A 23,634-nucleotide genomic window follows, 5' to 3' on the forward strand; every position below is an offset into this window, starting at 1 on the left:
GATTCTCGCCCGCGACGCTGTTCGCTCGGGAAAGGCCGCGACGCTGTTCGCTCGGGAGGGGCGCCGTGACCGGGCGTCGCGACGAACGTCGGCGGCCGACGCCGGGCTTGCGCCAACGTCTCTTTTCGTGGGTGTCAATCACTACCGGTGGCGATAATTGCCGAAACCAATATCACTCGTGACTGAGTCGCCCCGACCATGACGGACGACCCGTTCGAGAACATGCTGGCACAGATGGACCGTGCGAGAGAGTACGCCGACGTCGACGACGGCGTCTTCGAGCGGCTCAAACACCCGGAACGAACGCTCAAGGTCACGCTCCCGGTCGAGTTGGACTCCGGCGAGGTCGAGGTGTTCGAGGGGTACCGGTGTCAGTTCGACAGCGCTCGCGGCCCGTTTAAAGGGGGAGTCCGCTTCCACCCGTCGGTCACGCAGCGCGAGGTCGAGGCGCTCGCCGGGTGGATGACGTGGAAGACGGCGCTCGTCGACCTCCCGTACGGCGGCGCGAAAGGCGGCGTCATCTGTGAGCCGAAAGACCTCACGCAGAACGACCTGGAGAGCCTCACACGCCGGTACACCGAGGGAATTCGGCGCATGATCGGTCCGGACGTCGACGTGCCCGCCCCGGACATGAACACCAACCCGCAGACGATGGCGTGGATGATGGACACCTACTCGATGTACGAGGGCCACTCCGTGCCGCAGGTCGTCACCGGCAAGCCGCTGGAGATCGGCGGGACCCCCGGTCGGGTCGAGGCGACCGGTCGCGGCGTCTCCATCGTGACCGAGCGCCTCTTCGACTACCTCGACCGCGACCTCACGAACGCGACCGTCGCGATCCAGGGGTTCGGGAACGTCGGGTCCAACGCGGCCCGACTCCTCGACGAGGCCGGCGCGCGGGTCGTCGCCACCTCCGACGTGACCGGGGCCGCGTACGATCCCGAGGGGCTGGACGTGGCCTCGCTGGCGGCACACGTGAGCGCCGGCGGTCTGATCGAGGAGTACGTCGCCGGAGAACTGCGCTCGGAGGCCGAGAGCGACCACTCCGGCGGCGGCGCTCGCTGGGACGACCCCGACCAGATCTCGAACGAGGAGCTGCTGACGCTCGACGTGGACGTGCTGATTCCGGCGGCCGTCCAGGGCGTGATCACCGAAGAAAACGTCGACGACTTACGCGCGTCGGCCATCGTCGAGGCGGCGAACGGCCCGACGACGGTCGCCGCGGACGAGGTCCTCACGGAGCGCGACGTGCAGGTCGTGCCGGACATCCTCGCGAACGCCGGCGGGGTCATCGTCTCGTACCTCGAATGGGTCCAGAACGCACAGGAGTTCTCGTGGCCGTTAGAGACGGTCAACGCCGAGTTGGAGCGCCGCATCGGCTCCGCGTTCGACCAGACGATAGAGCAGTACGACGAGAAGGACCTTCCCGACCTGCGGACGGCCGCGTACACGCTGGCGCTCGAACGCACCGCGAGCGCCCACGAGTACCGCGGACTGTTCCCGTAACGGACGCGTGTCCCGCGGGCCCTTCCCGTGAGCGCCGTCGTTCGGTTTTTTAAATAACCTCCGCGATTCCCGGGTGACCGCCGGCTTCGGCGCGCCCCGGCCGCGCCGCCTCTCAGACCGACCGGATCCGGTCTGCGCCCACGTCTATCGGCTCCGCGTAGTGGACGAGGGGGTCGCCGTCGGGCCGGTCGAAGCCGTTCGCCTCGAACAGCGTGTTCGTCCGACAGTCGACGGTTGCCGGTCGCAGCGTCCACGGCTCGTGTGTTATCTCCCCGCGGTACAGCCGGTCCCCCTGGGCGTAGAACCGGTAGTTCTCCACGAGGAACGCGTCAAGCGAGCCCGGTTCGGCAGCGAACGCCTCGCCCGTCGGCTCGTACGTCGCGTCGAACCGAGCCTGCGGGACACCGCGATGCGTCCGGCGGCTGGTGAACCGAACGGCGCTCCCCTCGCCTCCCGAGCGACCCGCGTCACCGACCGGGGACGCGTCCATCTCGGCCCGGTAGTACGGGAGCGCGAACAGCCGCCGCGCGACCGAGACGCCGAGCCGGTCGTCGGCGTCGAGGTTATAAAAGTAGACGCCGGCTCCCTCGGGGCCCTCGACGTACGTCCGGAGGTTGAGCTCCGGGAAGGAGAGTCCGACGGGGACCCCTCGCGGGCGGATGTCGTCCATGACGAAGGCGACGACGCTCAGGTACGCGTCGCCGTCGTGGGTCGCGACCGAGAGGCGGTCGGGCAGCGTTTCGGCCACGACCGCGGGGTCGACCGGCCAGTGACAGAACAGCCCGTCGCGCCACGTCATCTCCAGCCAGCGCCGTTCGAGCATACGAGCGGTAGGGGCGCCGGCGGGTTAACCCGCACGCCCGACGCGCCGTCACGCCTCGTCGTCGACGGGTCGGCGGTCGCCCTCGCCGGCGTTCGGACGCCCGTTTTCGCCGCCCTCCGGGGCGTCTTTCCACTCGCCGAGCCCGGACGGGTCGAGATGGACGTGGACGTCGCCGACGTCTTCCAGTCTCCGGAGCCCGGTGACCAACTCCGTCTCGATGGTGTGGGCCTCTCGGAGCGTCATCTCGCCGTCGACCTCCACGTGCACCTCGACCTCGAGGTCGGTGCCGTCGTAGTACACCGTCAGGTCGTGGACCCCCTCGACGGCGGGGTTCTCGCGGAGCGCGGCCGTGACGCGCTCGCGGTCGGCCGCGGGCGGCGCCGCCCCGACGAGGTAGGTCACGTTCTCACGACCGATCTCGATCCCCTGGTACACGACGAGGACGCTGACGAGCGCCCCGGCGATCGGGTCGAGGATCGGTACGTTCAGGAACACGCCGAAGATCCCGACCAACGCGGCGATCGTGGTATAAATGTCGTTGAGACAGTCCAAGGCGAGGGCGTCGAGCGCGGTCGAGCCGAGGTCGGCGTTCACCCGTTCCGTGTACCAGTACAACACGTACATGTCGGCCATCGCGAACAGGAGGGCGCCGATGAGCAGGAGGCTCCGCCGCGGCGGACTGTGGGCCCCGATCACGCCGCGGATCGATTCGCGCAGCAAGAGCAGCCCGAGGATGACGATGGTCGCGCCGACGAGCAGCGCGGTCAGCGGCTCGATCCGCTGATGGCCGTGCGGGTGCGTCTCGTCGGCGTCGTCGTACCGCGCCCCGCCCCAGAGGAACACGACGGCGCTGGCGATCAGGTCGGCGACGGAGTGGGCCGCGTCCGCGATCAGCGCCACGCTGCCGAACGCGAACCCCACCGCTCCCTCGACGGCGATCTTCACGGCGTTCCCGAGGACGTTCACCCCAGCGGCCCGCTGGAACCGCGCCTTCTCGTCGTCGCCGAAGGGGTGTCGCATACGAATCGATGATACCCGCGCCGGGTTAAAAACCACGTCGTCGGCCCCGTCGCGTTACGCCTCGGCTCGCGCCGCTATCAGAACTGATTGCCACCGGTCGGGGCTTAAGTATCTCGGGAGCCAACCGACGGCCATGAACGACGGGGAGCGCGGCCAGAGCGAGGTGATAGGCGTCGTGCTCCTGCTCGCGATCACCATCACCGCCGTGACGGTGACGGTGGCGACCGGCAGCGTGGCGCTCGGCTTGGTCACCGACGAGGCGCAGTCGGCCAGCGTGGAGAACGGGATGTCACAGCTCAGCTCTCAGTCGAGCCTCGTCGCGCTCGGCGAGACGGACGCCAGGCGGTTCGATCTGGGGTCGGTCGACGGCGGGAAACTCCGGCTCGACGAGAGCGCGGGACGCGTCGAGGTCCGGATCGAGACCGCAAGCGGGACCACGACCGCGTACAACGGCTCCATCGGGACCCTCTCGTACGTCGGCAGCCAGCGAACCGTCGCGATCCAGGGCGGCGGCGTCTGGTCGCTGGAGGGCGGTCGGGGGCGGATGGTCTCGCCGCCGGAGTACCACTACCGCGGCGAGACGCTCACGTTCCCGATCGTCCGACTGACACAGAACGCGTCGTCGACCGCGGGCGGGACCGGCGTCGTCCGTCAGCCGCCCAACGTCTCGGAGACGGTCGTCGAGACGGATAACCCGCTCCGGAACGGGACGGTCGTCGTCGAGATACAGAGCACGTACTACGAGGGGTGGTACGACTTCTTCACCCGGCGCGCCGACGGCGCCGTGACGAAAGACGACGCGAACCGAACGGTCACTGCGCGCCTGGTGGTTCCAGAAGATGTGAGCTTCGAGCGGGCGATCACGCTTAGGGACGAATACAATCATAAAGGAGGTGGGAATAATAACGGTAAAAATAACGGCGGAAATAAAGGTCTCAGCGAATCGCAGTACATTGAGCAGGCAGCTCATCGTTCACCCGCGTCGATGATCGAGTCTACGCTACAGGACGGTGCAGACTCTGGCGATCCGCTATCCGACTGTTTCGATACCGGAAGTGCCTGCACGAGCGGTACGTACCATGCATCCGGAGATGTCTCGGTCAACCAACGAGTCGAATTCAACACGAGTGACGGTGACATCGCGGTCGCAGTTGACGGAGACCTTGATCTTGGCGGGCAGGAACTTGAGATCACGAACGAGGGTGATGGGGTTGTCCGATACTATGTCAACGGGTCCGTGTTCGCGAATGGCGATGCAACGGTTGGAACAACCAGCGCAGAAATCGAGGCGCGCCGGAATCAGTTCTACATTCGGGAGGGATTCCTTGAAGATGGTCCAGGACAGGGAAGCGTCGATATTGATGCCACCGTCTATGCCCCAAACTCGGACACGGATCTCGCCGGAAACGTCAGGCTTCGCGGCGGTTTCGTGTTCAACAGTTTGGATACGCGCAGCAACGCATTCACAATTGAACAAGACGAGGAACTCAAGGACATCAAGATCCGGATCACCGGCGGCTCGGGGCAGAACCCCGTCACGTACCTCCACGTGAGCGAGAACGTGGTTGAGATCGATTTCGACTAACACCTTTGCTTGCCGACGGCGGCGGGCCACAGTGACCGGCACCAGACGCGATCAATCTCCTTCAGACGCCCGTGCGAGAGTGGGAGTCGATCCAGACGATCGGTGGTCAATACCCCCGTCGTAACGACTAAGAACGAAACGCTCCTCGGTTACGGTAATGAACAACGAGTATTTCGCCCGAGGTGGTTCTCGTGGGCGTCGAAATTAAGGAAACGGAGGTGAGCGAGGAGGACTTCGAGGAGATGAAAGAGTTCGTGCGGGACTATCTCGCGGCCAGCGTCGAGAGCGAGGAAGACGGCGGGCGGATGCGCTGGTACCCCTGGCACTCCGCGGACTACCGGTTCAATCACATCCTCAACGTCGTCGACCTAGCCACGGACATCGCCGAAAGCGAGGGCGCAGACGCCGACGTGGTCCGCGTGGCCGCGCTGTTTCACGACGTGGCGAAACTGGAGGCCGAACAGGACGTCCACGCCGAGGCCGGCGCGCGCGTCGCCCGCGAGTACCTCCAGAGCCGCGGGAACTACCCGGAGTCGTTCATCGAGGAGGTGTGCGGGGCGGTCGTCGACCACTCGTACACGGGCGACCTGTCGGACGTGCCCTTAGAGAGCCGGTGTCTGATCGAAGCCGACGTCCTCGATAAGGTCGGCGCGAACGGCGCCGCGTTGATGCTGCTCCGGATGGGGTACGAATCGCGGACCCACATGGATTCGGCGAAGATGGTCGACCGCGTGCTCGAACGCGCACAGGACCACACGGAGCGCGTCGTCTCGGACAGCGCCGAGAGCATCGCCCACCAGCGCATCAAGCGCGTCAAGTGGCTCCGCGAGTGGCTAGAAGAAGAGGTCAGCCGGATGGACGTCGAAGGCGTCACCGACCGCTGACCGCGCTCTCCGACTTTTCAGTTCGTGCGTCGCGACGCGTCCCCCGATCAGCCGTCCGGATCGACGTTCGGCAGCACCGTCTCCAGATACCGGCGGGCGCCCCGCTGCGCGTCGGCGGTCCACCCGTGGTCGCTCGTGGTCGCCCAGCGGACCATCCCGCCGGTCGAGAGCGTCTGGAGCGTCGACGCGACCTCCGCAGGGGTGACCGGCTCTTCGCCGGACACCTCGGCGTCGTCGCCCGCGGCTGTCCGCTCGTCGCGCAGGTCGGCGGCGGCCGCACGCACCGTCTGTTCGAGGAACTCCTCGAACACCCGGTCGCTCCGGTCGAAGTGGTCGCGATAGGCGTCATCGGTCGCGGCCTGCGCGCGCAGTTCGACGATAGCGGTCATGAACCGGCCGTCGGGGCCGTACTCGTTGGGAATCGAGTCGGGGTCGGTCATCGCGCCCACGAAGGCGTCGAGTCGCTCCCGCGGCGGCACGTCGAACGCGCTCGCCGAGACGGACTCCTCGAAGTCGTCGATCATAAACTCAAGGAGGTCGACGAGCAATTCGTCTTTTCCCGCGTAGTGGTGATAGACGAGCGACGGGCTCTTGTCGAACTCCTCGCCGATCCGCTTGACCGTCAGGTCGGCGTACCCGTGTTCACAGAGCGCACGGAACGCGGCCCCGAGAATCGCCTGTCGGGTGTCGGTCGGCTCTGCGAACGGGTCGTCCATAGGCTCCGTTACACTCCCACCTACATAGCGCTCTTGATTGAACGTTCATTCAACACGCTTAAACCGAAGGCTCTCCACACGACCGTATGAGTGGATCCGACGCGTTTGGCAGTGAATCGTCGTCCCGGAGGCCCGCTCCGGCCGACGGGACCGTCACCGGGAGGCGTCGATGAGCCGGTTCGGGCGGCTCTGGTCGGTTGTCCTCGCCGCCGTCGCCGTGACGGCCCTTGTCGGCGCCGGCGCGTTTGCCGGCGCCGCGACCTCTACAGATTCTATCGATAGAGGAGCCGCTTCGCTCAGTGACGGATCAGACGGTGTCGCTGCACAGACTGCCGGCCAAGAAATACGCGGATCGCCTGATCTTCAACTATTCGCCTCCCAGCGGACAGTTCGAAGCGGGGTCGAGTCGACGGTAACGCTTGATGTGCTGAATACCGGAGATATGGATAAGGGCAACCAACTTGACTCGCGAGTGACTACTGCACGAGGGCTCACTCTAGAGGTTGACGACAGCGACGTGCCGTTCGAGATCGGCGACGGAACCAAAGTTGTCGGAGACGTGACAACTTCTTCGAGTCCGGTTCCTGTTTCGCTTGACGTCACGATCCCCGACGACGTGCCGGACGGCGAGTACGAGGTGGAGGTAACAGCTGAGTACCGCTACACCTACAAAATCGTTCCTGCATTTAATAGCCATAGAGATCGGGTCAAAGTCGACCGCTTCGACGTCACGATCGTTGTCGACAACGGTGCGCGGTTCGCGATCATTGACACCGCCACCGACGCCCGCATCGGTGGCGAGGGCAACGTCACGGCGACGCTGCGCAACGTCGGCAACGAAGTCGCCCGCGACGCGATCGTCACCGGAACGACGACCGGGAGCGCGGCCGTGATCGGCGACGGGAGTTCGGACGTGTTCGTCGGCGACTGGGAACCCGACACGAACCGGACGGTGACCTTCGAGTCGACCGTCGCGTCGTCGTTCGAGGGCGGCGCGTACGCGCTCGTCACCTCGGTCGACTACCGCGACCCGAACGGGATCGACGCGACCTCGCCCACCTCGCGTGCGGGGGTCGTTCCGGCGCCTGAGCAGTCGTTCTCGGTGGACAACGTCGAGGGAACGCTCGAAGTCGGCTACTCGGGCACCGTCTCCGGCACGCTGACGAACGAGGGGCCGTTCGACGTCGAGGACGCGGTGCTGATCGCGGACGCGCAGAGCCAGCGGGTGAGCCTCGGCGAGAGCCGGTACGCGCTCCCCGACATCCCCGCCGGCGAGTCGGTCGAGTTCACCTTCGACGCCGACGTGAACGGCAACGCCGACCCCGGCCCGCGGCAGTTCCGTTTCACGACCGAGTACACGAGCGGCGACTCCACTATCGCAGTCGAGGAGACGCGGCGGATCGAGGTCGCGCCGCGCCAGCCGGAGTTCGCCCTCGCGGCCGAGAACACGACGGTTGCGGCCGGCGACACGCAACGAGTCGCGTTCACGATCACCAACCAGCGCCCGGAGACGCTCTCGTCTATCAACGCCGGGCTCTACGCCGACAGCCCGCTTTCGGCTCCCAACGACGAGGCGTTCGTGGACGAACTCAAACCCGGCGAGTCGACCGAGATCTGGTTCGAGGTGTCGGCCGCCTCGGGAGCCAGCGTCGAGACGCACCCCATCGAGTTGGACTTCCGGTACGACGACGAGCGCGGTAACGACCGGATCTCCGACGTGAGACAGTTCCCCATCGAGGTGACCGAGTCCACCGACGACGGCGGGCTTCCGACCGTTCCCCTCGTCGTCGGCCTGCTCGTCGTCGTCGCCGGCGCGGGTGCGGCGGTCTGGTACCGGCGGCAGTGATCGAATGAGCGAGCACCCAGCCGAACGACCGTCCGCCCGGAGGCGACCGTGACCGCCGCCGACCGGCTCGTCGAGCGCATCGATGAGTTCGTCACCGAGCGGCCGGTCGCGGTCATTCTCGTCTTCCTCCTCGTGAGCGTCGTCGCCGTCGGCGGGCTCGGCGGCATCGAGACGAGCGCTGGCGCCGATCAGTTCACGCAGGACATCCCGGCACAGCGCGCCTTAGACGACATCGACGAGGAGTTCGAGACCTCGATCGGCGGGTCGGCAACCGCCGCGCAGCTGATCGTCACCGACGAGAACGTCCTCTCGCGGCCGACGCTCGTGCGGATCTTAGAGACCCAAGAGCGGTTGGAGTCGCGGTCGACGCTCAGGGTGTCGTCGACGACGAGCCACGCCGACGCCGTCGCGCGCCAACTCGACCCGTCAGCGGAGACGGCCGGGCAGCGACGCGACGCGGTCGCCGAGGCCACGCCCAGAGAGCTGCAGGCCGCCATCGCCGACGCCGACGCGATGGGCGCCGTGGCGGCGCAGGTGTCGGTCGATTACAATCCGACCGCCCAAACCGCCGGCGCGTCCATCGTGGGGATCACCTACGATCTGCCCGACGCGGCGACGACTGCTCGCGTGACGGAGCTCCAGACGCGCAGCATCGAGGTCGTCGACACGGTGCCGGGCAACGAGGCCGGCGACAACGCGATCCTCTTTGGCGACGGCGTGCTCCAGTCGGAGATCACCGCGCTCCTCTCGGACACCGCCATCATCGTCTTCCCGGCCGCGCTGCTCCTTATCTTGGCGTTCCTCGTGTTCGCGTACCGCGACCCGATCGACATGGGGATCGGCCTCGTGTCGCTTCTGATGGCGCTCCTCTGGACCTTCGGGTTCATGGGATACGCCGGAATCCCGTTCTCGGACTCGCTTATCACCGTCTTCCCGCTGTTGCTCGCGGTCGGTATCGACTTCGGGATCCACATCGTCAACCGCTATCGCGAGGAGCGGGGCGGGGGGCTGTCGATCGGCGACGCGATGCGAACGACGACCGACCAGCTGCTCATCGCCTTCCTGCTCGTGACGATCACCACCGTGTTCGGGCTCGTCTCGAACGTCGTGAGCCCCTTCGAGCCGAACCGGGACTTCGGGGTCGTCGCGGCCGCGGGGATCATCTTCACGCTCACGGTGTTCGGGGTCTTTCTCCCCGCCGCGAAGGTGCTGGCGGACCGCTGGCGCGAGCGCCTCCCGATCCCCGAGTTCGGCACGACCGCGCTCGGGGCCGGCGGGTCGCGGCTCAACCGCGTGTTACGCGTCGGCGTCGACCTCTCGAAGGTCGCACCGGTCGCGGTCGTGGTCGTCCTGCTCGTCGGCGGCGCGGCCGGCGGCGTCTACGGGACCGGCGTGAACACCGAGTTCTCCGAGGAGGCGTTCTTCCCGGACGAGAACCGACTGGAGACGTACTCGAACTTCCCGGAGCCGTTCGCGCCGACCGACTACACGTTCCTGCGCGTGCTCACGCTGTTCGAAGAGGAGTTCGAGCAGGACTTCGTCGGGAGCGTGACGCTGTATATCGACCAGTCGGTCAGAGATGACGATGCCTTAGAGCTCATCGACCGGACGACGCGGAACCCGCCGGACACCTTCGAGACGACCGACGAGCGCCGGGCGGCCTCCACGAGCATCGTCACCGTCATCGAAGACCGGGCGGCACAGGATCCCGAGTTCGCGACGCTCGTCGACCGCAACGACCGGCTCGGCACGGGCGTCCCGGACCGCAACGTCGACGAGGTGTACGACGCGCTGCTCGACTCGCCGGCCCGCGGACAGGCCCGCGGATACATCGCCGACGACCGCGGGAGCGCGCGGATCGACTACACGATCCGGCCGGGCGTCGACGACTCCCAGGCGGTCGCCGACGTGCGCCAACTGGCCGAGCGCACGCCCCTCACCGCGGTGCCGACCGGAGACCTCGTGGTGAACGAGGCCGTGATCGACCGGCTCACGGAGTCCGCCATCCGCAGCCTGTTCGCGGCGTTCGGGCTCACGGCGGTGTTCCTCGCGCTGTCGTACGCGTATCTGGAGGGGAAGGCCGTCTACGGCCTCTTGAACCTCGTCCCCGTCTTGGTCACGGTCGGACTGTTAGTGGGGTCGATGCGGGTGTTCGACGTTCCCTTGACGCCCATCAACGCGCCGATCCTCTCGGTGTCTATCGGGCTCGGGGTGGATTACACCGTCCACTTCGTCCACCGATTCGTCGACGAGTACCAGGCGGGCCACAGCGTCGGCGAGGCGCTGGACATCACCATCGCCGGCACCGGGGGCGCGCTCACCGGCAGCATGCTCACGACGGTCTGCGGGCTCGGCGTCCTCTGGCTCGCGGTGATCCCGCTGATCCAGGACTTCGGGCTGTTGCTCGCGCTGGGCGTGTTGTACGCGTACCTCTGTTCGATCCTGCTCGTCCCCTCCCTCGTCGTCGTCTGGGAGCGGTACGGCGACCGGGTCGGCCTCGGACTCGACGACGAGCTCCGCGAGCGGACCCTTGAGCAAAGGGAGCGCTAGCGCCGCGAGCAGGCCCTTGAACAGACGGAGCGCTAGCGCCGCGCGCGAGCGCCTCGAACCTCAAGGTTCAATGCCCGTGGTCGAGTTCACGGTGTATGAGCGACCAACAGCTTCGCAAGGAAGCACACGACCTCGACGTCACCGTCTGGGTCGGGAAACACGGCATCGAATCGGTCGTCGACGAGCTTGACGACCAACTCGACGACGCGAAACTCGTGAAGGTGAAGTTCCTCCGGGCGGCCCGCGGCGGGACCACGACCGACGAACTCGCCGCGGAGCTCGCGGACGCCGTCGGCGCGGACCTGATCGAGACGCGCGGGAACACGGCGGTGCTCCACTGATGAGCGCCGGAGGCGACGCGGCCAGCGTCGTCGCCGTCACCGGGACGTTAGAGCCGTTCTTGGGCCCGCTGAGCGGGGTCGTCGTCGACGCCGCTATCTTCCTCGCCGTCGTCGTCGCGACGTACGTCATTTATAAGGTAGCCGTCACGCCGCTCGTCCAGCGGGTGTTCGACAGGCAGGGGCTCGACGAGCACGCGCGGCGACCGCTCCAGAAGATCGTCGCGTTCCTCGTCCTGTTCGCGGGCGTCACCGTCGCGTTCGGCGCGGCCGGGTATCAGGGGTTCCTGCGCTCGCTGGCGACGATCGCCGCCGCGGCGACGCTCGCCATCGGCTTCGCGCTCCAGGACGTGATCAAGAACTTCGTCGCCGGCGTCTTCATTTATACGGACCGCCCGTTTCGCATCGGCGACTGGATCGAGTGGCAGGGGAACTCGGGCGTCGTCGAGGACATCTCTTTCCGGGTCACTCGCGTACGCACGTTCGACAACGAACTGCTCACGGTGCCGAACCACGCGCTGACGAGCGACGTGGTGAAGAACCCGGTCGCGAAGAAGACGCTGCGACTGAAGTTCGTCTTCGGGATCGACTACGAGGACGACGTGGAGAAAGCGACCGACATCATCGTGGAGGAGGCCGAAAAGAGCGAGGCGATCTTAGCCGACCCCGCGCCGTCGGTCAGACTGACCGAACTGGCCGACTCGTACGTCGGCTTACAGTCGCGGATCTGGATCGACGACCCGTCGCGCGCCGACTTCGTGAAGGCGCGCGCGGACTACGTCAAGGCCGTCAAGGCGCGGTTCGACGACGAGGACATCTCGATCCCCTTCCCGCAGCGGACCGTCTCGGGCCGGAACGAGTGGACGGACCCCTCGTCGTTCGGCGGAGAGGCGTAGTCAGGCGGTCGGGGAGGGTTCACCGGGCAGTCGATAGTAACGAACTTGAGGGTCGGGTCTCTGGTACAGTCCATGCACGTGGTCGTCATCGGGGCCGGCGAAGTCGGGACGAGCATCGCCGCGAGCCTGGCGTCCGACCACGAGGTCGTCGTCATCGACATCGATCCGGAGCGCGCAGAACAGCTCAAATACGAGCTTGACGTGTTGACCATCGCCGGCGACGGGACCACCTCGGAGATACTGACCGCGGCCGACACCAGCCGCGCGGACATGGTCATCGCGTGTTCCGACAACGACCAGACGAACCTCGTCGCCTGCGGCGCGGCGAAGACGCTCGGAGACGGGTTCACCATCGCCCGCGTCAAAAGCACCGACCACCTCCGCACGTGGGAGGGGAGCGAAGGCGCGTTCGGCGTCGATTTCATGGTGTGTACGGACCTGCTCACGGCCGAGAACATCGTCCGCGTCATCGGCTTGCCGGCCGCGATCGACGTCGATCCGTTCGCCAGCGGCTTAGTACAGATGGCCGAGTTCGAAATCGCCGCGGACAGCCCCGTCGCCGGCCAGACGGTCTCGGAGGCGGACCGCTTCGAGTCGCTCACCTTCGTGGGGCTGTTCCGAAACGGAGAGATGACCATCCCCCGCGGCGACACCGACATCGCCGTCGGGGACCGCGCGGTCGTGATCGGGAGCCCGGAGAGCGTGCAGGCGTTCGCCACCGACGTGGCGCCGGAGACGACTCCCGGTCGCGCCGACGAGATCGTCGTCGTCGGGGGCAGCGAGATCGGCTACCAGACCGCCCGCCTGCTCGAAGAGCGCGACTTCTGTCCGCGGGTGATCGATCGCGACGGCGAGCGCGCGCGCTGGCTCGCCGAGAACCTCCCGAACTCGGTCGTGATGGAACACGACGCCACCGACACCGAGTTCCTGACGCGCGAACACGTCGACGAGGCCGACATCGTCGTCACCGCGCTCCGGTCCGACGAGAAGAACCTCCTCATCTCGGTCCTCGCGAAGCGGCTCGGCGTCGACCGCGTGATCGCGGTCGTCGACAGCCCGGACTACGTCACCGTCTTCGAGGAGATCGGGATCGACATCGCGATCAACCCCCGGACTGTGACCGCAGAGGAGATCACGCGGTTCACCTACGAGAGCGTCGCCGAGAACATCGCCGTCCTCGAAAACGACCAGGCGGAGGTCCTCGAACTCGAACTCACCGAGGGATGCGACCTCGTCGGGCGCCCGATCGCCGACATCGTCGCCGAAACCGACATCCGGTTCGTCATCGGAGCGATAACGCGGAACTACGGGCTCGTCACCCCGCGCGGGGAGACCGTGTTACAGGCCGGCGACCACGTGATACTGCTCGTCGAGTCCGACTCCGTGGGCGAGATCGCCGCAATGGCGTGAGACTCCCGTGACCGGAACGATTCGCGTCGGCTGGCGGGCGAGTATCGGACTGGTCGGCGACGTCCTCACCGCCCTCCCCGTCCCCCTCTCGTTTCCGCTGCTCGTCGCGCTCTACTACGGCGAGTCGCCGCTGCCGTTCCTCGCGGCCGCCGCCGTCGCGCTCGGCCTCGGGAGCGCGTTCCGGACGGTCCAAGACCCCGAACAGAACCTCGGGCCGCGCGAGGCGTTCCTCGCGGTGGCGCTGATCTGGTTCCTCGTCGCCGCGGTCGGCGCGGTCCCGTTCGTCGTCGCCGGCGTCGGCACGGTCGCGAACCCGGTAAACGCCCTGTTCGAGTCGATGAGCGGGCTGACGACGACCGGCGCGACCGTCCTCGTCGACTTCTCGCTTCACTCTCGGTCCGTGCTGATGTGGCGGCAGGTGATCCAGTGGCTCGGCGGCCTCGGTATCCTCATCTTAGCGACCGCGGTCCTCTCCGAGGTCGGGGTCGGTGGGGCACAGCTCATGGAGTCCGAGTCACAGACCCAAGACGTCAACAAACTCACGCCGAAGATCTCCCGGACCGCACAGCTCATCTGGGGGATATACTTCGGGCTCACGGGACTCGCGGTCGTCGTGTACTTCCTCCTCGGGCTCGCCTTCGACCCGAAGATGGACCTGTACAACGCGGTCGCGCACGCGTTCACCTCGGTCGCGACCGCGGGCTTTTCGCCGGAGCCGATGAGTATCGGCGCCTTCCACCCGGTGATCCAGTGGGCGGTCGTGCCGTTCATGATCGTCGGATCCACGAGTTTCGTGTTGCTCTACTTCGCGATCAACGGCGAGCCGATGCGGCTCCTTCGCAACGAGGAGTTCCACTTCTATCTCGGCGCGATGGGGTCGCTCGCGGCCGTCGTCGGGCTCGGGCTCTTCTTGGATCCGTCCACCAACTTCGGCTTCGAGGCGACGGTCCGTCACGCGGTGTTCAACGTCGCGTCCATCGTGACCACGACGGGGTACGCCAGCACCGACTACGTGCAGTGGGCGCCCGCCGCGAAACACATCCTCTTCATGGGGATGTTCATCGGCGGGATGGTCGGCTCGACCACCTGTTCGATCAAGTCGCTCCGGTGGCTGGTCGCGCTGAAGTCGTTCCGTCGCAATCTCTACACCGCCATCCACCCGGACGCGGTTCGGCCGGTCCGAATATCTGGAAACCCGGTCGACGAGGGGGCGATCCGCGACATCTACGCGTACCTGCTCCTCTCGCTCGTCATCTTCTTCCTTCTGACCGTGGTGATCGTCGTCGACGCCGAGCGCGCGGGGCTCCGCGTAAACGAGTTCGAGGCGCTCGGCGCCGCGGCGACGACGTTCCTCAACATCGGGCCGGCGTTCGGCGAGGCCGGCCCGTACGGCACGTTCGCCACCTTCCCGATAACGACGCGGGGCGTGATGATCGTCCTGATGTGGATCGGGCGGATCGAGATCATCCCCGTGCTCGTGTTGTTCACGCGGGCGTTCTGGACCTCATGAACGGTCGGACGGGCCTCCCGGCAAACCTCTCTGCTCGCACGACCGACGCGACGGGCGATCCCTCCCGTCGGCCGCTCGCGAGTGGCCCCTCCATCGACGACTTCTTATCGCGCGAGACGGCTACGACGCACATCGAACCCTCCGAGGATCACTCGTGACGCGAACGACGATCGACACGCGGGCGACGCTCAGCTACACCGGGAGCATCGTGAAACTCCTCTCGGCCTCGATGAGCGTCCCGCTTCTCGTGGCGCTCATCTACGGCGAGGACGCGCTCACCTTCGCGGTCTCGATGGTCGCCGGCGTCGCGCTCGGGGCCGGGTTAGAGCGGCTCGACGAGGAGCCGGACCTCGGTCCGCGGGACGCGCTCGCGGTCGTCTCGCTCGCGTGGTTCATGGCCGCCGTCGTGGGCGCGATCCCCTACGTGATCGCCGGCTACGGGACCGCGTCGGCGCTCGCGGACCCGGTGAACGCCCTCTTCGAGTCGATGAGCGGGTTCACGACGACCGGCGCGACGGCGACCGCCGAGATCAGCCTCGAACGCCACTCCCACGCGGTGTTGATGTGGCGACAGCTCACGCAGTGGCTCGGCGGGATGGGGATCATCGTGCTGATGATCGCGATCCTCCCCCAACTCGCGGTCAACGGCGCGGAGCTGATGAAGTCTGAGGCCCCCGGACCGGGGTTACAGAAGCTCACGCCGCGGATCGTCGAGACGGCCCGCGCGCTGTGGCTCATCTACCTCGCTTTCACGGTGGCGATGATCGTCGTCCTGGCGCTGCTCGGATTCACGGATCTCGCGCCGAACATGACCGTGTACAACGCGTTCGCCCACGGGTTCTCGACGCTTCCGACGGGCGGGTTCTCGCCGGAGGCCGAGAGCATCGCGGCGTTCTCGCCGGTCGTGCAGTGGGTGTTCGTCCCCTTCATGGTGATCGCCGGGGTGAACTTCGCGCTGTTCTGGTACGTCGTCAGGGACGACCCGCGGCGGATGTTCGAGAACACCGAGTTCCGAATCTACCTCGGGCTCGTGACCGTCTTCGCCGGCATCCTCGCGGTCGGGCTGTTTTACGGCGGCGCGCCGGCGACCGAGATCGGTGGGGTCACCGAGGGCTCTCTGGAGAACGCGGTCCGGCAGGGCGCGTTCCAGATCGCCTCGCTGATGAACTCGACGGGCTTCGCCACCGCGAACTTCGCCGAGTGGGACACGCAGACCCAGTTTCTCCTGCTTTTCGCGATGTTCATCGGCGGCTCCGCGGGCTCGACGGGCGGTGGGATAAAAGTCATCCGCTGGCTCATCCTGCTGAAGACGCTCCGGCGCGAGCTGTACACGACGGCGAACCCGGACGTCGTCCGGCCGGTGCGACTCGGCGGCGAAGTCGTCGACGAGGACGTGATCCGCGGTATCTTGGTGTTCTCGCTGCTGTACTTCCTCGTGTTCGCGCTCGCGGCGGTGTTCATCGAACTCGACACCACCCGGATCGGCGAACCGCTCACCGGCACGGAGGCGTTCGCGGCGTCGCTCGCGACCATCGGCAACATCGGACCCGGCCTCGGGCCGCTCGGCCCCTTCGGCAGCTACGAGTTCCTCCCCGACACGACGAAGCTGCTGATGGTCGGGCTGATGTGGATCGGGCGCTTGGAGATCGTTCCCGTCCTCGCGCTGTTCGTCGCCGGTATCGACGACCGGTGAGGCCTCTCGACGGGGGGCACAGAGCCACCTTCTTAAGCGCCGGCAGAGCTACGTATCCTCATGGCCGGACCCGACGCGACCGACCCGAACGGCGATCGCAACCTGCTCGCTCACGCCCTCCTCCCCGTCGCAAACGAGAGCGACGCGCTCGCCACGGCGCGGGCGCTCGAACCGTACGACCCCGAGCGCGTGACCGCCCTCCACGTCGTCGAGAAGGGTGACGGCGTCGCGGACAAGACGCCGGTCGAGCAGTCGGAGGACCTCGCGGCCGAGTCGTACGCGGCCGTGCGAACCGTGTTCCCCGACGCCGAGGAACACACCGCCTACTCTCGCGACGTGGTCGACGCCATCGTCGCCGCCGCCGACGAGGTGGGCGCGAGCGCCATCGCGTACCGGTCCCGCGGCGGCAACCGACTCATGCAGTTCCTCTCCGGCGACCTGTCGGTGCAGCTGGTGACCGACGCCCCGATTCCGGTCGTCGCGCTCCCGCGTGCAGCAGACGAGGACGAGGAGGAGGCCGAAGCAGTGGACGGGGAGGCGGCAGACGCAGACGAGGGCGGCGACGCGTGAGCGGCCGGTGACCGACCAGCCTCCCGGCCCGACGGTCATGGTCGCGGTGTCGAACCCGCGAACCGAGAGCGCGCTCGTCGCGCTCGCGGGCGCCATCGCCGAACACGAGGGGGGACGCGTCTTGGTGATCCACGTCGTCACGGTCCCCGACCAGACCGCGCTCGAAGAGGCCGCGGCGAACCGAGCGCGGATCGACCGGACCTCCGACGACCTGCTCGCCGCGGCCGTCGACGACGCGGCGGCCTTCGACGCTCCGGTCGCGACCAAAACGATCCTCTCTCATCGGGGGATCGGCGAGGTGTTCGACGCCGCGCGGACGAACGGCGCGGACGCCGTCGTGATGGGCTACCGCGGGGCGCGGCTGGCCGGCGGGCGCGTCGAGGGGTCGCTCGAAGAGGTCGCTCACGACCTGCCGTGCGACTTTCTCGTCTTCGACGGGCGGGATCTGTCCGTCTCGAACGTGCTCGTGCCGACCGCGGGCGGCCCCTCCTCAGACCTGTCCGCGGACGTTGCGCGAGCGCTCCGAGACGTGTTCGGCGCGACCGTCTCGCTGCTGTACGTCGCGGACGACGACGACCCGGCGGCCCGCGAATTCCTCGCGGCGTGGGCCGACGAACGCGGCTTGGAGGACGCGACGCTCCGAGTCGAGACCGGCGACGTCGAGGCGGCCATCGCGCGGATCGGCGGGGAGTACGACCTCGTGGTCGTCGGCGCGACTGAACGGGGCCTGCTGTCGCGGGTCGTTCGCGGGTCGCCGGCGGACGAGGCGGTCAGCGCCCTCGACACGCCCGTCGTGCTCGCGGAGCGACCCACCGATCGGTCGCTGTGGGAGCGGCTGGTCGGCGGGCGCTGAAGGGGCAAACGCTTGCGGTTGCTTATAAATGAACTAGCCCCCGCCGCGGCGTTCGGTTCCGCAGAAAATCGCGGCGGGGTCTATTTATCCGTATCTGCCGCCGTCGACCACGCCGAACTCGGGGAGTGGCGGCCGAACGGGAGGCCGTCGTCAGCGGGTGGCGCGCTGTGGTCCCGCTGGGAACTCCCGACGGCGCCGTCGCCCTACGCAGACGCGTACTCGTCGAAGAGGGCCGACACGCGCTGTCGGATCTCGTCTCTGATCTGTCGGACCTCCTCTACCGACTGTCCGTGCGGGTCGTCGAGCGCCCAGTCGCGCACCTCGACGTCCGCGTCGAGCTCCAGCGTCGAACAGCCCATCGTTGCGACGACGGTCGCGTCGTTCAGCTCCGCCGTTGAGACCGCTCGCGGGACGCGGTCGGAGAGGTCGACGTCCAGCTCCGCCATCGCCTCGACGACCTCGGGGTGGACCTCGTCCGCGGGGTGTGTGCCACCCGTCAAAACGCGAACTTCGTCGTCGAGCCCGCGCCGCGAGCGCTCCCGCTCGGCGAACGCCGTCGCCATCTGACTGCGGCCCGCATTCTGTACACAGACGAACCCGAGCGTCACCGCTTCGTCGCTCATACACTCCCTGTCGGCAACTCGAACATAACGGTGTCTAAGAGTGCTATTGTGCCGTATATAGACCGCTTCGAGCGATTCGCCCCCGAAATGTCGACGCGCTGCGGACGCAGGAACCCCAGCGGGCAGCGTCGGCAGCGACCGATGGCTCGCGGTTATCTCCGCTCGGCCCTACCGTACTGCTATGGACGCGCGGCACCGCAACGCGACGAACGGACGGCGACGGGACGTGAGCGCGGGCGTCGTCGCGGCGTCCGCGGCCCTCCTCGGCGCGTTGAGTTATACGCTCGTCGTCGGGGTCGCCCCGGTTCGACTCTCCGCGGACGCGCAGTACTGGGCCGCGTACGCGCCGCAGTGCTCCGCCGTCGCCGGGTTCCTCGTCGGGACCGTCGGGTGGCGGCGCGTCGTGTCGCGAGCCTCCACCCCCGGACGGGGGGCGCTCGCGGGCGTCGCGTTGGCGCTCTGTGTCGTCGTTCTCGTCCCGATCCTGGCCGCGGCGTACGTGAGCGCGTTTCCCGTCCTCCTCAGTGTCGCCACCGGCCAGCCGGTGCGGTCCGCGCTCTCGCTGTACCCGGAACCGCTCTGGGCCGCCGTCGACGTCGCTCGAACCGTCGCGACGTCCTGGAGTCCGTTCGTCGGTGCGTCGCTGGTCCCACTCGGGGCGCTGGCCGGGTGGGTCGACCAGCGTCGCGGTGGATCCGGCCGTTGAGGGCTCGCCTCAGAGACGGCGGCCGCAGTCGGCGGGACTCGCTCGGGGGCGGCCCGGTTCGATATCGCCCGCCTGGAGGGCCCTCCGCCCGGTTTGCGGCCGAGGGATTATCAGGACGGAGAACCGGCGGGAATGATTGATACCGTCTCGCGACTAACTGAACGCAATGGATTCGCCCCGCGATACCTCCCCCGAGCAGATTCACGTGCTCTACGTGAACGGCGACGCCGACTTCGCCGACCTCCTCGCGGCGAAGCTCCGGCGCCTCGCGCCGCGGATCGAGGTGACGGCCGTCGGCGACGCGCGAGCCGCGCTGGAACGCGTCGCGGAGTCGGCGTTCGACTGTCTCGTCACCTCCTACTCGCTACCGGACGGGACCGGAATCGACCTGCTACGTCGGGTCGAGTCCGAGCGCACCCTGCCGACGATCCTCTTTACCGGGCGCGGCAGCGAACAGATAGCCAGCGAGGCGACCCAAGCCGGCGTCTCGGACTACATCCCAATCCACGCGAACCAGGACAGCTTCGAGCTCCTCGCCGGCCGCATCCGAACGCTGGTCGACGCGGCGCACACGGAGGCGGCCGCGGAACGCCTCTCGGACCGCTTCCAGCGGACGCTCGAACGCGCCACCGACGCGATCTACGCGGTCGACGACGACTGGCGGGTGGAGTATATAAACGAGAAGATGGCTGCGCGGGTCGACCGCGACCCGGAGCGCATCGTCGGAAACACGATCTGGGAGGAGTTCCCGTCGGTCGTGGGGACGGAACTCGAAGAGCGGTACCGCACCGCGATGGACACCGGCGAGCCCGTCTCGTTCGAACAGCGGCTCGGCGACCCGTTCGACTACTGGGTCGAGGTGCGGGCGTTCCCCGACGAGGACGGACTGACGATATTCTCGCGGGAGGTGACCGACGAGCGCGAGCGAGAACTGGACCTGCAACGCAGCGAGGCGGTGTTAGAGAACGTTCACGACGTGGTGACGGTCATCGACGAGGACGGCGAGATCAGGTTCGCGAACGCGGCCGCGAACCGGCTGTTGGCCGGCCGCCAGTCGGCGGACCTCACCGGCGACCGACTGCGAAACGTCGTCGGCGACCGCATCGGCGAGTCGGACGCCAAGGCGTTCTCGCAGGCGGTCGCGTCGACGCTCGACGAGATGGAAAGCGACGGCGGCTTCACCGGGTTCTACGACGCCGATCTCCAGCTCGACGTCGCCGTCGGGGGGAGCGAACGGACGTTCGACGTGCGGTTGACGCCGTTCCACCGCCACCGCCGCAGCCAGGTGCTCGTCGTCGCCCGCGACGTGACCGACCGGAGCGAGGCGCAGCGCCAACTGCGACGCGAGCGCGACGCCCTCCGGCGGATCCAGACCGTCATGGCCGAGAGCGACTCCTCGGCCGCGTCGCGCATCGAGTCGCTGCTCGATGTCGGCTGTCAGACGCTCGGGCTCGACATCGGCATCGTCTCGCGGATCCGAGACGACGACTACGCGGTCGAAGTCGTGCACGCGCCGGACGACGACATCGGCGTCGGCGACCGGTTCGACCTCGCGTCGACGTACTGCGAGGAGGTGGTGGGGACGGACGCGGTCTGTGCGTTCACCGACGCGCGCAGCGACGGGCGGGAGACGCATCCCGCGTACCGCGAGTTCGGGCTGGAGTCGTACATCGGCGTCCCGCTCGACGTCGACGACCGCCGGTACGGGACGCTCAACTTCTCGAGCCCCACGACGCGGTCCGACCCCTTCGGGGCGCTCGAACAGACGTTCGTCGAACTGCTGGCGCAGCTCGTCAGCGCCGAACTCTCCCGCGCACGGGACCGCGCGGAGCTGGAGCGACAGGAGTACCTGTTCGACCGCGTTCAGGATATCGCGGACATCGGCGTCTGGGAGTACGTCCCGTCGCGGGACGAGCTCACGTGGTCGGACGGCGTCCGGCGGATCCACGGCGTCGAAGACGGGTACGAGCCCTCGATCGACGACGGTATCGAGTTCTACCACCCGGACGACCGGGAGGCGATCGCCGACGCCGTCGAGACCGCCATCGACGAGGGCGACCCCTACGACCTGGACCTCCGGATCGTCCGCGCAGACGGTGCGTTGCGGGACGTCCGGGCGTGGGGCGAGTACGTCGAGGACGCCTCCCGCGGGGACGCTTCGCTCCGCGGCGTGTTCCAAGACGTGACCGAACGGGAGGCGAAGCGGCGCGAGCATCGGGCGCTGGCGGAGGAGTACGAGGCGTTGCTCGAGACGTCCGGCGACGCGATCTTCATGCTGGACGTTGACGCCGACGGCGACGACCCGTCGTTCGAGTTCGCGAGGCTCAGTTCCGGCTACGAGGAACAGACCGGCCTCACGACCGCGGCGGTCCGCGGCGAGACGCCGCGGGCGGTGTTCGGCGAGGAGACGGGCGCCGAACTCGAGGCCAACTACACCCGATGTGTCGAGGAAGGGGAACCCATCTCGTACCGCGAGGAGCTCGATACGGGTCCTGCGGCCCGCTTCTGGGAGACCGGTCTCGCGCCGGTGACGGTCGACGGCGAGACGGTTCGGATCGTCGGTATCGCCCGAAACGTGACCGAGCAGGTCGAACGGGAGCGGGACCTCGAGGCGACGAACCGACGGCTGGAGTCGCTCATCGAAGCGACGCCGCTCACGGTGGCGGAAGTCGACGCCGACGGGACGATCGTCCGGTGGAACGACGAGGCCGAGGCCATGTTCGGCTGGTCGCGCGAGGAGGTCGTCGGCGAGCAGATCTCCCCCGACACGACCGAACGGCGGGACGAGTTCCTCGGGAGCTGGCGCCGCGCCCTCGGCGGCGAGCGAATCCGCGCGGCGGAGATACAACAGGAGACGAAGGCCGGCGACGAGTTGGAGCTGCTCTTGTCCGTCGCTCCGATTCCGGGCCCCGAGGGGGAGGTCACGAGCACGCTCGCCGTCGTCGAGGACATCACCGAGCAAAAGCGGTCCGAGGCTCGGCTCCGGGCGCTCCAAGAGACCGCCCAGCGGCTCAGCGCCGCCGAGTCCACCGAGGCGATCGGTCGTCTCGCCGTCGACGCCGCGGCCGAGGTCCTCGACCTCGACATCACCGCGATGTGGGAGTTCGACGAGCGGGCGGACGCGCTCGTCCCGACCACGACGACGGACGCGGCGGCGGACCTGCTCGGAACGCCGCCTCGGTTCGACCGCGGCGAGGGGCTCGCGTGGGCGGCGTTCGAGGCCGGCGACACGCAGGTGTACGACGACGTGCAAGCCGCGGGCGACCGATACAACCCGGACACGGAGATAGAAAGCGAGGTCCTCGTTCCGCTGGGCGAGTACGGACTCATGATCACCGGGTCCACCTCGCCGCGGGAGTTCTCCGAGTCCGACGTGGACCTCTTCCGGCTCCTCGGCGCGACCGTCGAGGCGGCCCTCGCGCGGGCGAGCCGGGAGGCGGAGCTCCACCGCCAGAACGAGCGGCTCGACGAGTTCGCGAGCGTCGTCGCTCACGACCTCAGGAACCCGCTCGCCGTCGCACAGGGCTTTCTCGACCTCGCGGCGGAGACGGGCGACCCGGACCACTTCGAGCGGGTGCGGTCGGCGCACGACCGGACCGAACGGCTCGTGGCGGACCTCCTCGCGCTGGCGCGCGGCGAGACCGAAGTCGAAGACGCGGAAGCGGTGGACCTCGCGGCCGTGGCGACGGAGGCGTGGGGGTACGTCGATACCAACGACGCGTCGCTCGCCGTCGAAGACCATGTCCCGACGGTGACCGGCGATCCGGGGCGGCTGACGCAGCTCTTCGAGAACCTCTTCCGGAACGCGATCGAACACGGCGGGCGGGACATCGCGGTCACCGTGGGGCGCGTCGCGGACGACGGCTTTTACGTCGAAGACGACGGCGCCGGCATCCCGCCCGAGCGCCGCGACGAGGTGCTCGAACACGGCGTCACGTCCAGCGAGGAGGGGACCGGTTTCGGGCTCTCGATCGTCGTCGACATCGCGAGAGCGCACGGCTGGACCGTCTCGGTGACGGACGGCGCCGACGGCGGGGCGCGGTTCGAGTTCGCTCGGGGCGCGTGACCCCCCGTCGAATAAACCAACGGCCCCGACGATCCCCGA

Annotated in this window: 18 protein-coding genes; 14 read left to right on the forward strand and 4 right to left on the reverse strand. The window is 67.8% G+C overall.

What is annotated here, in order from left to right:
• Nucleotides 1–198: 198 nt before the first annotated feature.
• Nucleotides 199–1,506 (forward strand): Glu/Leu/Phe/Val dehydrogenase, encoded by a 1,308-nt coding sequence (locus DOS48_RS18375; RefSeq protein ID WP_127117138.1) that lies wholly within the window; start codon nucleotides 199–201, stop codon nucleotides 1,504–1,506.
• A gap of 112 nt (nucleotides 1,507–1,618) precedes the next feature.
• Here DOS48_RS18375 and DOS48_RS18380 read toward each other — a convergent pair whose 3' ends face one another.
• A complete protein-coding gene (locus tag DOS48_RS18380) occupies nucleotides 1,619–2,329 on the reverse strand; it encodes a YqjF family protein (protein ID WP_127117139.1) in 711 nt (236 codons plus the stop codon).
• 48 nt (nucleotides 2,330–2,377) lie between these two features.
• Nucleotides 2,378–3,349: a cation diffusion facilitator family transporter gene (locus DOS48_RS18385; protein ID WP_127117140.1), complete on the reverse strand. Its 972-nt coding sequence runs from the start codon at nucleotides 3,347–3,349 to the stop codon at nucleotides 2,378–2,380.
• A gap of 133 nt (nucleotides 3,350–3,482) precedes the next feature.
• Here DOS48_RS18385 and DOS48_RS18390 point away from each other — a divergent pair, with 133 nt between their 5' ends.
• Nucleotides 3,483–4,934 (forward strand): archaellin/type IV pilin N-terminal domain-containing protein, encoded by a 1,452-nt coding sequence (locus tag DOS48_RS18390; RefSeq protein ID WP_127117141.1) that lies wholly within the window; start codon nucleotides 3,483–3,485, stop codon nucleotides 4,932–4,934.
• A gap of 182 nt (nucleotides 4,935–5,116) precedes the next feature.
• Nucleotides 5,117–5,818, forward strand: a complete 702-nt coding sequence (locus tag DOS48_RS18395; RefSeq protein ID WP_127117142.1) for an HD domain-containing protein — start codon at nucleotides 5,117–5,119, stop codon at nucleotides 5,816–5,818.
• A gap of 47 nt (nucleotides 5,819–5,865) precedes the next feature.
• Here DOS48_RS18395 and DOS48_RS18400 read toward each other — a convergent pair whose 3' ends face one another.
• Nucleotides 5,866–6,534 (reverse strand): TetR/AcrR family transcriptional regulator, encoded by a 669-nt coding sequence (locus DOS48_RS18400; protein ID WP_127117143.1) that lies wholly within the window; start codon nucleotides 6,532–6,534, stop codon nucleotides 5,866–5,868.
• A 169-nt stretch (nucleotides 6,535–6,703) separates the two neighbouring features.
• Here DOS48_RS18400 and DOS48_RS18405 point away from each other — a divergent pair, with 169 nt between their 5' ends.
• The 9 genes from DOS48_RS18405 (at nucleotide 6,704) to DOS48_RS18445 (ending at nucleotide 18,200) form a co-directional block, all read left to right on the forward strand.
• On the forward strand, nucleotides 6,704–8,380 hold the full coding sequence (locus DOS48_RS18405) for a COG1361 S-layer family protein (protein ID WP_127117144.1): 1,677 nt from the start codon (nucleotides 6,704–6,706) through the stop codon (nucleotides 8,378–8,380).
• Between the two features lie 48 nt (nucleotides 8,381–8,428).
• Nucleotides 8,429–10,930, forward strand: coding sequence for an RND family transporter (locus tag DOS48_RS18410; protein ID WP_127117145.1), 2,502 nt, complete (start codon nucleotides 8,429–8,431; stop codon nucleotides 10,928–10,930).
• A 95-nt stretch (nucleotides 10,931–11,025) separates the two neighbouring features.
• Nucleotides 11,026–11,271 carry a YhbY family RNA-binding protein gene (locus DOS48_RS18415; protein WP_127117146.1) on the forward strand — a complete coding sequence of 82 codons (246 nt, stop codon included), beginning with the start codon at nucleotides 11,026–11,028 and terminating at the stop codon, nucleotides 11,269–11,271.
• Complete coding sequence (locus DOS48_RS18420; protein ID WP_127117147.1) at nucleotides 11,271–12,164, forward strand: mechanosensitive ion channel family protein; 894 nt, start codon at nucleotides 11,271–11,273, stop codon at nucleotides 12,162–12,164. Before DOS48_RS18415 ends, DOS48_RS18420 begins: the two co-directional genes overlap by 1 nt.
• Nucleotides 12,165–12,236: 72 nt before the next feature.
• Complete coding sequence (gene trkA / locus DOS48_RS18425; RefSeq protein ID WP_127117148.1) at nucleotides 12,237–13,574, forward strand: Trk system potassium transporter TrkA; 1,338 nt, start codon at nucleotides 12,237–12,239, stop codon at nucleotides 13,572–13,574.
• Nucleotides 13,575–13,581: 7 nt separating this feature from the next.
• Nucleotides 13,582–15,084, forward strand: coding sequence for a TrkH family potassium uptake protein (locus DOS48_RS18430; RefSeq protein WP_127117149.1), 1,503 nt, complete (start codon nucleotides 13,582–13,584; stop codon nucleotides 15,082–15,084).
• Nucleotides 15,085–15,238: 154 nt separating this feature from the next.
• Entirely contained in the window at nucleotides 15,239–16,777 is a 1,539-nt protein-coding gene (locus tag DOS48_RS18435) for a TrkH family potassium uptake protein (RefSeq protein ID WP_127117150.1), read from the forward strand.
• A gap of 60 nt (nucleotides 16,778–16,837) precedes the next feature.
• Nucleotides 16,838–17,347 carry a universal stress protein gene (locus DOS48_RS18440; protein ID WP_127117151.1) on the forward strand — a complete coding sequence of 170 codons (510 nt, stop codon included), beginning with the start codon at nucleotides 16,838–16,840 and terminating at the stop codon, nucleotides 17,345–17,347.
• Nucleotides 17,348–17,354: 7 nt separating this feature from the next.
• On the forward strand, nucleotides 17,355–18,200 hold the full coding sequence (locus DOS48_RS18445; RefSeq protein ID WP_244629361.1) for a universal stress protein: 846 nt from the start codon (nucleotides 17,355–17,357) through the stop codon (nucleotides 18,198–18,200).
• Between the two features lie 203 nt (nucleotides 18,201–18,403).
• Here DOS48_RS18445 and DOS48_RS18450 read toward each other — a convergent pair whose 3' ends face one another.
• Entirely contained in the window at nucleotides 18,404–18,823 is a 420-nt protein-coding gene (locus DOS48_RS18450; RefSeq protein WP_127117152.1) for a low molecular weight phosphatase family protein, read from the reverse strand.
• A 181-nt stretch (nucleotides 18,824–19,004) separates the two neighbouring features.
• Between DOS48_RS18450 and DOS48_RS18455 the strand changes: the two genes are divergently transcribed.
• Nucleotides 19,005–19,529, forward strand: a complete 525-nt coding sequence (locus tag DOS48_RS18455; protein WP_127117153.1) for a hypothetical protein — start codon at nucleotides 19,005–19,007, stop codon at nucleotides 19,527–19,529.
• Nucleotides 19,530–19,695: 166 nt separating this feature from the next.
• Nucleotides 19,696–23,595 carry a PAS domain-containing protein gene (locus DOS48_RS18460; protein WP_127117154.1) on the forward strand — a complete coding sequence of 1,300 codons (3,900 nt, stop codon included), beginning with the start codon at nucleotides 19,696–19,698 and terminating at the stop codon, nucleotides 23,593–23,595.
• Nucleotides 23,596–23,634 lie beyond the last annotated feature (39 nt).

It is taken from the genome of Halorubrum sp. PV6, assembly GCF_003990725.2.
Lineage (GTDB): Archaea > Halobacteriota > Halobacteria > Halobacteriales > Haloferacaceae > Halorubrum.